This window comes from Pseudomonas sp. 05T35 (assembly GCF_056396605.1).
Genome location: NZ_JBFTLU010000308.1, coordinates 1 through 10,720, shown reverse-complemented (window position 1 = coordinate 10,720; position 10,720 = coordinate 1). Strand labels below are relative to the sequence as shown.

General features: G+C 60.7%; 12 protein-coding genes and 3 pseudogenes. 4 read left to right on the top strand and 11 right to left on the bottom strand.

Features of this window, described 5'->3' with window-relative positions:
* From AC1DH9_RS21035 to AC1DH9_RS21025, 3 genes and pseudogenes are all read left to right on the top strand, one after another.
* Positions 1-105 (top strand): annotated as a pseudogene (locus AC1DH9_RS21035) ((2Fe-2S)-binding protein); the annotation flags it as partial.
* A gap of 2 nt (positions 106-107) precedes the next feature.
* Positions 108-1,290, top strand: a pseudogene (locus AC1DH9_RS21030) (c-type cytochrome).
* 1 nt (position 1,291) lies between these two features.
* Positions 1,292-2,263, top strand: coding sequence for an XdhC family protein (locus AC1DH9_RS21025; RefSeq protein ID WP_427537075.1), 972 nt, complete (start codon positions 1,292-1,294; stop codon positions 2,261-2,263).
* 68 nt (positions 2,264-2,331) lie between these two features.
* Here the strand turns inward: AC1DH9_RS21025 and AC1DH9_RS21020 are convergent, their stop codons facing one another.
* The 6 genes and pseudogenes from AC1DH9_RS21020 to AC1DH9_RS20995 all read right to left on the bottom strand — a co-directional run bounded on the left by AC1DH9_RS21020 (position 2,332) and on the right by AC1DH9_RS20995 (position 6,497).
* Entirely contained in the window at positions 2,332-2,562 is a 231-nt protein-coding gene (locus tag AC1DH9_RS21020) for a hypothetical protein (protein ID WP_054597737.1), read from the bottom strand.
* A gap of 150 nt (positions 2,563-2,712) precedes the next feature.
* Entirely contained in the window at positions 2,713-2,937 is a 225-nt protein-coding gene (locus AC1DH9_RS21015; protein WP_427537073.1) for a hypothetical protein, read from the bottom strand.
* Between the two features lie 85 nt (positions 2,938-3,022).
* The gene (locus tag AC1DH9_RS21010; RefSeq protein ID WP_477808718.1) at positions 3,023-3,931 is read right to left on the bottom strand and encodes a molybdenum ABC transporter ATP-binding protein; all 909 of its coding nucleotides are present in this window, start codon (positions 3,929-3,931) and stop codon (positions 3,023-3,025) included.
* Positions 3,932-3,934: 3 nt separating this feature from the next.
* A complete protein-coding gene (modB, locus tag AC1DH9_RS21005; RefSeq protein WP_477808719.1) occupies positions 3,935-4,585 on the bottom strand; it encodes a molybdate ABC transporter permease subunit in 651 nt (216 codons plus the stop codon).
* Between the two features lie 8 nt (positions 4,586-4,593).
* A pseudogene (gene modA / locus AC1DH9_RS21000) lies at positions 4,594-5,199 on the bottom strand (molybdate ABC transporter substrate-binding protein); the annotation flags it as partial.
* Positions 5,200-5,432: 233 nt separating this feature from the next.
* A complete protein-coding gene (locus AC1DH9_RS20995; RefSeq protein WP_477808717.1) occupies positions 5,433-6,497 on the bottom strand; it encodes an NAD(P)H-dependent flavin oxidoreductase in 1,065 nt (354 codons plus the stop codon).
* A gap of 183 nt (positions 6,498-6,680) precedes the next feature.
* On the opposite strand from AC1DH9_RS20995, the gene AC1DH9_RS20990 reads away from it, so the two are divergent.
* Positions 6,681-7,139, top strand: a complete 459-nt coding sequence (locus AC1DH9_RS20990) for a GyrI-like domain-containing protein (protein ID WP_427537063.1) — start codon at positions 6,681-6,683, stop codon at positions 7,137-7,139.
* On the opposite strand, the gene ada is transcribed toward AC1DH9_RS20990, so the two are convergent.
* The 5 genes from ada to AC1DH9_RS20965 all read right to left on the bottom strand — a co-directional run bounded on the left by ada (position 7,094) and on the right by AC1DH9_RS20965 (position 10,340).
* The gene (ada, locus tag AC1DH9_RS20985; RefSeq protein WP_427537061.1) at positions 7,094-8,197 is read right to left on the bottom strand and encodes a bifunctional DNA-binding transcriptional regulator/O6-methylguanine-DNA methyltransferase Ada; all 1,104 of its coding nucleotides are present in this window, start codon (positions 8,195-8,197) and stop codon (positions 7,094-7,096) included. The genes AC1DH9_RS20990 and ada overlap by 46 nt on opposite strands.
* An 89-nt stretch (positions 8,198-8,286) precedes the next feature.
* On the bottom strand, positions 8,287-8,964 hold the full coding sequence (gene alkB / locus AC1DH9_RS20980) for a DNA oxidative demethylase AlkB (RefSeq protein WP_477808716.1): 678 nt from the start codon (positions 8,962-8,964) through the stop codon (positions 8,287-8,289).
* Entirely contained in the window at positions 8,954-9,670 is a 717-nt protein-coding gene (locus AC1DH9_RS20975) for a 2OG-Fe(II) oxygenase (RefSeq protein ID WP_427537211.1), read from the bottom strand. Before AC1DH9_RS20975 ends, alkB begins: the two co-directional genes overlap by 11 nt.
* A 164-nt stretch (positions 9,671-9,834) precedes the next feature.
* Positions 9,835-10,002 carry a hypothetical protein gene (locus tag AC1DH9_RS20970; protein ID WP_427537057.1) on the bottom strand — a complete coding sequence of 56 codons (168 nt, stop codon included), beginning with the start codon at positions 10,000-10,002 and terminating at the stop codon, positions 9,835-9,837.
* Positions 10,003-10,037: 35 nt separating this feature from the next.
* Positions 10,038-10,340, bottom strand: coding sequence for a DUF1883 domain-containing protein (locus AC1DH9_RS20965; RefSeq protein WP_019690029.1), 303 nt, complete (start codon positions 10,338-10,340; stop codon positions 10,038-10,040).
* Between the last annotated feature and the right edge of the window lie 380 nt (positions 10,341-10,720).

Sequence of the window (10,720 nt, the reverse complement as noted above, 5' to 3'; positions counted from 1 at the left end):
GAAGACAGCCTCGGCCACCACATTTGTCGCTGCACCGGCTACGTGCGCTATTACAGCGCCACGCGCAACGTGCTGACCGATCTCGGCCTGGTCAAGGAGGGTTGAGCATGAAGCGACTACTTTCCAGCCTTGGCACGGCGGTTGGCCTGGCTGTTTCGCTGATGGCGATCCAGCAGGCCCAGGCGGCCGATCAGCAGCAGATCAAGCGCGGTGAATACCTGGCGCGGGCGGCGGACTGCATGGCTTGCCACACCGCGCCCGGTGGCGCGCCTTATGCGGGCGGCCTGCCGATCGTGTCACCGTTCGGCACCATATATGGCACCAATATCACCCCGGACAAGGACCACGGGATCGGTCTGTACAGCGACGACGAATTCTTCGCTGCGCTGACCGAAGGCAAGCGTCGTGATGGCGCCAACCTGTACCCGGCGATGCCGTACACCTCGTATCACCTGATGCCGCGTGAAGACTCCGACGCCATTCACGCGTACCTGCAGACGGTCGCGCCGATCAACCGTGCTGCACCGGTCACCCGCCTGAGCTTTCCGTTCAACGTACGTTTGGGGTTGATGGGCTGGAACATGCTCTACGGCAAGGACGTGAAGCTGGCGCCGGCTGACGGCAAAAGTGAGGAGTGGAAACGCGGCCAGTACCTGGTCGACGTGCTCGGCCACTGTGGCGAATGCCATACGCCGCGTGGTTTGCCCGGCGCGATGCAACAGGACAAGCGCATGACGGGTGGCCTGCTCAATGGCTACCTGGCGCCCAGCTTGCTCGCCAACGATCTGGCGGCACGCGGCTGGACGCATCAGGACCTGAGTTCTTTCCTCAAGCACGGCATGAGCGCTCAGGGTACGATGTTCAACGAGATGTTCCCGGTGTTCCATAACAGCACCCAGAACCTCAATGACCCGGACCTGGCGTCCATGGCGACTTTCCTGCTCGGCGACCCGCCACCGCAAGTGCGGGTGTTGAGCGAAGTGCCGTTGGACAAAATGACCGAAAGCGCCCGGCGCGGCCGTCAGGATTACCTGAACGTTTGCGCCGGTTGCCATGGCGTCAACGGCGAGGGCAAGCCGCACATCGCGGTGGCGATGCAAGGCAACACCACGTTGCGCCTGGAAGATCCGCGCAACCTGTTGCGGGTGATTGAAGACGGAATTGGCGAGCAAAAATTTGCCGGCTTCGAGCGCATGCAACCGGGCTTGGGGCGGTCAACCGGCTGATCTGCTGATCGGCCAGATCGAGCAATTGAAGGCAGATGCTCCCATTGAGCACAAGGCACACTGATATGCAGCATCTTGACCTGCAAGTGGTTCGGCGAGCGTTGGCCTGGTCCAGCGCTGGCCAGCGTGTATGGCTCTGCAGCGTGCTCGGCACCTACGGCTCGGCGCCTCGTGCGCCAGGCTCGATGTTGGCGGTCAACGCCAGCGGGCAATGGATTGGCTCGTTGTCGGGCGGCTGCGTCGAGGACGACTTTCTGGCGCGCATGGCCGAAGGGGCGTTTCTCGACGCCGTTTCGGTGGTGCGTTACGGCGAGGGCGATGATCCGCGTTCCACGATAAAACTGCCCTGCGGCGGGTTACTCGACGTGCTGGTGGAAAAGCTTGAGCCCGAGTGCGAGGTGCAAGCCCATCTGCGCGAACTGGAGTCCGCGTTGCTGGGGCAGCGCCGTTTGATTCGCGAAGTGAATCTGGCCAGCGGTGCACGCAGTCTACTGGTTGACCGTGAACACGGGCCGCGTATCGAACGGGAAATCGACCGGGTGCGTGTGCGTGTCGGTGCGGCCCAACGCTTGTTGCTCGCCGGTTATTCCAGCGTGTCCCAAGCGTGTGCCGAGTTTGCGGTGGGGCTGGGTTTCGAAGTGATTCTGTGTGATCCGCGTGATGAGGTCCTCGAAGGGGTGGTCCTTGAGAACGTCGAAATTCGTCGCGAGTTGCCGTCGATGTTCATCGCCAAGGGTGGTTGCCACAGCGATACCGCCGTGGTGGCGCTGACCCACGATCCGCGCATCGACGACCTGGCCATGATGGAAGCGGTGCGCACCGAGGCGTTTTACATCGGTGTGATGGGCTCGATGCAAACCTCGCAAAAGCGCTTTGAGCGTTTACGGCGTATCGGTGGTTTGGGAGAGGCTGAACTGGCGCGTATTCACGCGCCGATCGGGCTCAATCTGGGCAGCAAGACACCCGCGGAAATCGCCTTGGCAGTGCTCGCCGATATCCTGCGTATTCGCAGCGGTATCGCTCGGGATCAACTCTGAAAAACAGCGTGTCGGCGTGCTGCCGATCCCTGGCGAGTCCCGGCTTCAGCGTATGAGCCGGGACTTGCTTAGCGGAATCGAGGCAGTGGCCGGTCGACAGGTTTGAGTGATGTCAGCGCGTTCTGAATCAGCGGGGCATCTTTCTCGATGTCTTGCAGACGGTCGCGAATTTTCATCGCGGTGGGGTGGCCGCCATGGATGTCGACCCAGTCGGCGATTTCCTTGCAGGCAGCCGCCAGACGCGCCTGACGTGAGTCGAGCAGGGTCAGCAAGGTAGTGATGGACTCTTTTTCGGACATGAGAAACACCTCCGTATCAGAGAAGCTTTTGATCGAGCAACAAAACGCTCGCCGGGCGCGAGCGTTTGCCGATGGGGGTGCCGATCCTTCAGCTGGAATCAGTATAGACCCGCAATGCCAATGGCAGCGGAGCCGCGTGCAGCCTGGGTTTCAGACTTTGCGCGAGACCCGCGAGCTGGCGGCATTGAGCCGTCGGCACTCCTTCATGGCATCTTCCATACGCTCATAACCGTCACCGATAAAACCACCGCCGGTGCGCGTATCGGCGATCCGGTACCAGACCGCCGCTATCGTCTGCTGATGAGACACTTCACCCGCACGGCGACCCTGAGCGGTGGTCTTGTTGCAACGTTTCACAACGAATATGTCTTCCATGGCGTCACCGACGCTCCAGTTGTGTACACATCAACTATAGAAGCAAGTTGAAAAGGTGCAAAAGCGGTCTGTGCTGTTCGTCGCCTTACGCGAGGACCGCCACCGCCTTGATTTGCGCCCACAACTGCTGGCCGGGGTGCAGTTGCAAGTGATCGCGGGAATAGCGGGTGATGCGCGCGAGTAACGGTGTTCCGGCAGCGTCCAGGCGTACCAGCACATGGGCGGCGTTGTCCGCGGAAATTTCGCTGGTCACCGTCACTGGCAAGCGGTTGAGGATGCTGCTGAGTTCACCGCCCTGAAGACTCAGGCTGACATCGCGAGCCTGGACTTTGACGCGCAACAACTTGCCAACGGCCATAGGTGAATGCGCGACCCGCACATTCAATTGGCTGTGGGGCAGTTGCAGGGTCAGCAGTTGATAATGGGCGTCGTAGTCTGTCACCTGACCCTCGATCACCACGCCGGCATCGTCGCCCAAGGCCAGCGGCAGGTCGAGCCGCGCCAGCGTTTCGCCGATGGGCCCGCTCGCCAGGGCTTTGGTGAGCAACGCCCGGGCGATGCCGACCCGTTGGCGCTCGCCGCCCGAGAGGTGTTGTGGATGACGGTCGAGCAAGTGGCTGATTCCCAGCAGTTCGGTGGCGTGGGCCATGTCGACCCGGCGTTGCTTGTGTGGAATGCGCCGCAGGCCAAACTCCAGGTTGGCCAGCACCGACAGATGGGGAAACAGGCTGGCCTCCTGAAAAACATAACCCAGTGCCCGTTTGTGCGGGGCGACAAAGAGCTTTTTGCTGCTGTCCTGCCAGACTTCGTCATTGATCTGGATAAAGCCTTGCTCGGCCTTTTCCAGGCCGGCGATGCAGCGCAGGCAGGTGGTTTTACCCGAGCCGGAATGACCGTACAGCGCCGTCACGCCGCGACCGGGCAGGTGCAGGTCGACGTCCAGGGAAAAATCCGGGTAGCTCAGTTTCAGCCGAGCGTGAATCGTTGAGGTCATCGATCAGCTCCAGCCGGCTTTGGTTTTGCGGCTGGAGTACAGCGCCAGCAATACCAAAAACGAGAACACCAGCATCGCCCCGGCCAGCCAATGGGCCTGGGCATATTCCATGGCTTCGACATGATCGTAGATCTGCACCGACACCACGCGGGTTCTGTCCGGGATATTGCCACCGATCATCAGCACCACGCCGAACTCACCCACAGTGTGGGCGAAGCCGAGAATGGCCGCAGTGATAAAGCCTGGCCTGGCCAGCGGCAAGATCACGTTGAAAAAAGTGTCCCAGGGGTTGGCGCGCAAGGTGGCGGCCACCTCCAGCGGACGCGGGCCAATCGCCGAGAAGGCGTTCTGCAGTGGCTGGACGACAAAGGGCATCGAGTAGATAACCGAACCGATCACCAGCCCTGCAAAACTGAACGTCAGCGTGCCCAGCCCCAGTGCTTGGGTGAACTGGCCGATGACCCCGTTAGGGCCGAGGGTCATCAGTAAATAGAAGCCGATCACCGTCGGCGGCAGCACCAGGGGCAGGGCGACGATAGCGCCGATGGGCCCGCGCAGCCAGGAGCGGGTACGCGACAGCCACAACGCAATCGGAGTGCCGATAACCAGCAGGATGGCCGTCGTCAGGGACGCCAGCTTGAGGGTCAGCCAGATGGCGGAAAGGTCGGCACTCGATAGTCTTTATAGATCTGCGACAAGGCGACGAAACCTATTTCCGCATTGCCGGTGGAGACGAACTGGTAGGCCTGCGTGATGTTCTGGCCTTCGACGATCTTGCCCTTGACCTTGTCGGTCAGGCCCAGTTTAGCCAATACCTGGGTGGCCGCGAGACCGTAAGGGGCGGCTTTCGGGTTGGCGATCGACAGGTGCTGATAGGTGTTGTCGCTGAGCACTTTGCCTTTGGCGTCAACGTAACCGTCCTTGGCCGACCACAGTGCCAGGGTGCCGATGGCGTAGGTGAAACGCGAACCTTTGACCGTGTCGCCTTCGCTCTCGAGTTTTTGCGGGGTGCTGTCGTCAGCCGACAGGAGCACTTCGAACGGCGCACCGTTTTTGATCTGGGTGTAGAACTGGCCCGTGGCGCCATAGGCGGCGACCAGTTTGTGCCCGGTGTCTTTTTCGAAGTCGGCGGCAATCGCCTGGATCGGTGCGGTGAAATTGGCCGCGACCGCAACCTGGACTTCATCGGCGTGGGCTGAGCCAAGCACGAACACGGCGAGCAAGGATGCCAGGCAAGTGGGGGCAAAACGTGAGGCACGAATAGACATGAAGCGGCTCCGGGGTTGGCAGGTGCAGTGGGCAGTTTTGACGAAGTCCTCGCAAATCCTGCAAACGCGGTTTGCCTGAAAGAACGCATGGCCTGATTCAGCGACTGCTGCGCAGCCGAACGCAGCCTCGCAGGCTCGACAGCTGCTACGGGGCCGAACGCAGCCTCGCGGGCTCGGCAGCTACGGGCTTTTTGATCGTTACCACGCAAAGCATGGGAACGATCAAATGGTGTTTAGCGACGCGCCATCAAGGCCAGCGCCTCGTCCGCCAGACGCCGGGTCAACTCAGCGGTCGGTAATTCAATCCCAAGCCGCAGCGCTTGTCCGGCCCAGAGGTTGCTGAAGTCCGCCTCATCCTTGGCGCGTAGCGGCATCAGTGCACCGCCCGCCAGCGGGAAGGCCGGAGCTTGCGGGCTGATCGGGCCGAGTTCGCGCATGACCCGATTGAGAATCCCCCGTGCAGCCCGCCCGGTGAAAATATTGGTCAGCGCCGTCTCGCTTTCCTTGGCGCTGCGCAAGGCCCTGTGATGGGAGGCGCTGACCTTGGCTTCTGGAGTAAACAGGTAGGCAGTGCCCAGTTGCACCGCCGAGGCACCCAAGGCGAAGGCGGCGACGATTCCGCGCGCATCGCCGATCCCGCCTGCGGCGATCACCGGTACGCTGACGGCATCGACGATCTGTGGCACCAGCGCAAAGGTGCCGACCTGACTGTTCAGGTCATCACTGAGAAACATCCCGCGATGGCCTCCGGCCTCGTAACCCATGGCGATAATCGCATCGCAGCCATGCTGTTCCAGCCAGATCGCCTCATCGACGGTGGTCGCCGAGGACAGGACCTTCGCGCCAGTGGCTTTGACCCGATCGAGCAGGGACTTTTCCGGTAGGCCGAAGTGAAAACTCACCACCTGCGGACGGAACTCTTCGACCACCGCGCAGGCGGCGGCATCGAACGGTGCACGATTGGAAACCGGTGTCGGTGCGTCGAAGTCAGCGCCCAACTCGCGGTAATAGGGCTCCAGCAGGTTTTTCCATTGCTGAGCGCGTTGCTCGTCGGCCACCGGTGGTTGATGACAGAAAAAATTCACGTTGAATGGGCGCTCGCTGTGTTGCCGGATCGCCTTCAGTTCTTCGCGCAACTGTTGGACGCTGAGCATGGCCGCGGGCATTGAGCCCAGGGCGCCGGCGTTGCTGGCCGCAATGACCATGGCCGATCCGGTAGCGCCGGCCATGGGAGCCTGGATAATCGGTAATTCGATGCCGAGCAGATCAAGAATAYGGGTGTCAGGCCACTGGTTCATCGCAACGTCTTCCTCATGACAAGAGTCGGTTATGTAGCAGGAGTCAGCGTCAAAAGACCAGTGGCCATTAGGCGCAGATGCCGAGTGYAATAAAGCGTAGCCTCCGGTTGTGCCGGCGCTCGGGCCAATGCATTGTGGCCGCTTGTAGTGGATGTTAATCGTTAACGACGGAGGAACTGTTCCATGGATTTGAAGCAACTTGAGGTTTCACCATTCCGCGTATCAGGATTGCGTGTACGTACGTTTAACAGCGCCGAGCAGCAGGCAGCTACCGCCAGAATCGGTCCGATGTGGCAGCGATTTTTTGCCGAAGGGCTGTTTGACAAGATTGCCAATAAGAAGCCGGACTCACCGGCTTACGGGGTGTACTCCCACTATGAGTCCGATGCCTCGGGGGCTTTCGACGTGACAGCCGGGGTGGCGGTCAATGAAGCTGCTCCCGGTTATGAAACCATTGAGGTGCAGGGCGGCCAGTACCTGGTTTTCGAAGCGAAGGGGGCGATGCCCGGCAGTGTCATCGAGGCGTGGGGCAGGGTCTGGGCGTACTTTGAGGCCAACCCGCAGGTCAAACGCCGATTTGCCACCGACTTCGAGGCCTATACCGGCCCTGAGTCAGTGGCCGTGTATATCGGCATTTTCTGAGATTGGGTTTCACGCGCAAGCAGTTGACGCTTGCGTTCCACCCCCCAGCGGTAGCCCGAGACATCGCCATCGCTGCGTACCACCCGATGGCAGGGAATGGCCACCGCGAGGTTGTTGGCACCGCAAGCCTGGGCCACGGCACGGAAGGCTTTTGGCGCGCCGATGCGCTGGGCAATTTCGGCGTAGCTGGCGGTGCTGCCCGCCGGAATATCGCGTAGCGCCATCCACACCCGCTCCTGAAACGCCGTGCCGCGCACATCCAGCGGCAGGTCCAGGCCAAGCGCCGGGGCTTCGATGAAACCCACCACCTTGGCAATCAACTGCTCGAACTCATGGTCGGCGCCAATCAGGTTGGCCTGACGGAACCGGTCTTGCAGGTCGCAGACCAGCGCATGGGGATCATCCCCCAAGAGGATCGCGCACACCCCGCGTTGACTCTGCGCCACCAGAATCGCCCCTAATGAACATTGGCCAACGGCAAACCTGATGTCGGTGTTCTGGCCCGCGGCGCGATAGTCGCTGGGCTTCATGCCGAGCAGGTGATCGGCGGACTCGTAAAAGCGACTGTTGGAATTGAAACCTGCCTCATACAGCGCGTCGGTCACCGAACCGGCGACCTCCAGGCGTTCACGAACCCTGCGTGAACGTTGTGCAGTGGCATATCCCTTGGGCGTCAGGCCAGTGACAGCCTTGAACACCCGGTGAAAGTGGAAAGCGCTCATTCGCGCGGTCTCTGCCAGTTCGTTCAGGCTGGGCAATGTCTCGGCAGCCTCGATTTGCCGACAGGCTGCGGCGACCAGTGCGGCGTGTTGCTCGGCGAGATGAGTCTGGTCTGTTGCCGCGCGTTTGCTCGGGCGATAACCGGCCGCCTGAGCCTGTTCCTCGTTGTCGAAAAACTCGACGTTTTCCGGTTTCGGCAATCGCGCCAGGCTGCTGGGGCGGCAGTAGATCCCGGTGGTTTTCACCGCGTAGACAAACTGACCGTCAGCGCGCGGGTCGCGCGCCAGCACCGCGGACCAACGGGGATCTTGTTCTGTGGTGGGTTTGGCAGTGGTCATGGGGGATACCGGTAGAAGGTTTATTCATACGGAGCCTAGCGAGTGTGGGCGGTGAGGACACTCCGGCGCTTGCGGTCAAATTCCGGGTTTTATCCCGCCGTGCGGAACGTGAAGTTGATCCGCTGTCCGCCCAGTCGTGGGTGATGACCGTCCTTGAGCGGCAGCACGCCGTGATAACGCAAGCGATCCACGCCGCCCCAGACCACGATGTCACCGTGAAACAGCGGCACTCGCAGGTGTGTGTCGCCGCGCTTGAAGCCGCCGAACAGGAACATCGCCGGCAGACCGAGGGACACCGAAACAATCGGCGGATCGTAGGACCGTTCATCCTTGTCCTGATGCAGCGACATCTTGGCGCCCGGCAGGTATCGGTTGATCAGGCAGGCATCGGGCTCAAAGTGATGGAAACCGGCTGCTCGTGCGGCAACCTGTGCCATTTCCCGAAAGATCTCGGGCATCTCCGGCCAGGGCTGGCCGCTGACGGGATCGATGCGAGTGTAGCGATAGCCACTGCGATCGGTGGTCCAGCCCAGCGTGCCACAACTGCTCAAGCCGACCGACATGGTGAAACCGCCGGGGGTGACCATCTGCCGAAACGGTGCGGCCCGTAGAATCTTCTCCAGCAGCGGCAACAATTGCTCCACCCAGGGCAGGGCAAAACCCCGGAGTACGAAAGACTGTTCGCMGATTTGCTCGGTCCTGGCCGGTTGCCGGTCTTCATCGGCAAACAGCTCGAAGGTGGTTGGAGGCATCGCTTTACTGCGCATCGTGAAAGATCACTCCAAGGGTATGCCGTTTGCCGCTGTGCAGGCGACTGACACCGTGGCGCAGGTTCACCCGGTAATCGCCGCGAACACCTTTGACCGGGCGCTGATGCACGGCAAAAATCAGCGCATCGCCTTTATCGAGGCTCATCACCATGGGCCGTGATTGCATCCGTGGGCGCTGCTCGGTGAGCACGAACTCGCCGCCGGTAAAGTCTTCGCCGGGAGCGGACAGCAGAATCGCCACTTGCAGCGGGAACACATGCTCGCCATACAGATCCTGATGCAAACAGTTGTAGTCCTGCGGACCATATTGCAGCAACAGCGGCGTAGGGCGCTCCTGTCCCGCGTCATGACAACGTTGCAGGAAGGCTGCGTGTTCCGTGGGAAAGCGGCCGGGCAAGCCCATCCGTTCATTCCAGCGATTGGCCAGCGGGACAAGCCTTGAGTAGAGCGTGCCGCGCAGGCAAGCAACGATATCCGGCAGCGGGTACCTGAAATACCGGTACTCGCCGCGCCCGAAACCATGCCGGGCCATTATCACGTGCGAGCGGAAAAGCGCAGGCTGAGCGTAGAGCGCGCTGAGGTCTGCGCATTGCTCGGGGTTGAGCAGTCCTTTGATTGTCGCGCAGCCGTCCCGGTCGAGGTCTTGCTCCAGGGAAGGCCAATCCAGTGCATTGATGCGCGAGGCCAGAGGCTGTTCGCCCATTGCACGGACACCGTCGATATAACGCGCTACTGAGGTGTTGTGCGGCAAAGAAATGGACATGTCCGGCTCCTGAACTCAAGGTTGAGGTGTGCCAGTCTGGGGAGTACGAAGGCGGGCGACACTCCGGTGCTTGCGGTCTAACTCCGGAGTGGTTGTGCCAGGGGTTACAGCGCTTTGCTGACCTTTATATCGCTGATCCCGGACAAGTCGCCGTGAATCGCTTGAAGTGCCGCTCTGGCTTCTTCTTCGGTGCCGGTTTCAAGCTGGGCGAACTCGAAGCGGCGTTCTTCGTTAAGCTTGTATTTGATGACGTATTTAGTCGTTTGGGCCACGGTCGTACCTGTCTGTCGCAGTGCGGGCCGAGGTCTCAGCTGAGTTTCGAGCTGGACCGGCGGATGATTTTGATCGAGTGGGTCAGGGTCGGTTTGCGGGTCACGCTGATCGGCCGGCGGTTGACGGTGTCGATGGTGATGTTCCAGAAACCGGTGCTTGGCGCGGTGATTTTCGCCGGGAAGGTGTCGAACGCGCCGCCGTGGTAGGTGTGGCGGCCGCCATTCTTGAAGCTGCGAAAATTGGCGTCGTTCATCAGGCGGATGTTGCACATTTGGGAGCATTGAATGACGACGATGTCATCTTCATTGAGGTGCTCGCGCTGGTGGATAAATTTCATGGGGGCGCCTCCAGAAGGGCTTTTTCTACAAAATCAAAACGATAGCATGGGCGATGGCGCAGTTTATCAGCCCGAACGGTTTATTATCGGGCTACCGCGAGGTGCTTTGACAATTAAAAACAGCTATTCAGGTTTTTATGGGTGATAAAGCAGCGGTCTCCGGAGAAAAACAGTATTTGCGCTGTCGGAGGGTCTTTAAGGGAGGATTCGTATGAAGCGGGGTGTTTTGGTACTGGTGTTGGCGATGAGTGGTTGCGCGACTGTCTCGGACATTAGTCAGACGCTGCCGACCATGAATGTGATCTCGGGGAAAAAACCTCAAGCGTACGCCGACTGCGTGGCCAAGCATTTGGCCAGTACCCGAGGGGCTGTGCAAATGG

Excerpts from the sequence above, each read along its gene's own strand:
- AC1DH9_RS21015 (WP_427537073.1), bottom strand. The coding sequence starts at position 2,937 with ATGGAAGACATATTCGTTGTGAAACGTTGCAACAAGACCACCGCTCAG.
- AC1DH9_RS20990 (WP_427537063.1), top strand. The coding sequence starts at position 6,681 with ATGGATTTGAAGCAACTTGAGGTTTCACCATTCCGCGTATCAGGATTG.
- AC1DH9_RS21025 (WP_427537075.1), top strand. The coding sequence starts at position 1,292 with ATGCAGCATCTTGACCTGCAAGTGGTTCGGCGAGCGTTGGCCTGGTCC.
- AC1DH9_RS21020 (WP_054597737.1), bottom strand. The coding sequence starts at position 2,562 with ATGTCCGAAAAAGAGTCCATCACTACCTTGCTGACCCTGCTCGACTCA.
- AC1DH9_RS20975 (WP_427537211.1), bottom strand. The coding sequence starts at position 9,670 with ATGGGCGAACAGCCTCTGGCCTCGCGCATCAATGCACTGGATTGGCCT.
- AC1DH9_RS21010 (WP_477808718.1), bottom strand. The coding sequence starts at position 3,931 with ATGACCTCAACGATTCACGCTCGGCTGAAACTGAGCTACCCGGATTTT.
- ada (WP_427537061.1), bottom strand. The coding sequence starts at position 8,197 with ATGACCACTGCCAAACCCACCACAGAACAAGATCCCCGTTGGTCCGCG.
- AC1DH9_RS20965 (WP_019690029.1), bottom strand. The coding sequence starts at position 10,340 with ATGAAATTTATCCACCAGCGCGAGCACCTCAATGAAGATGACATCGTC.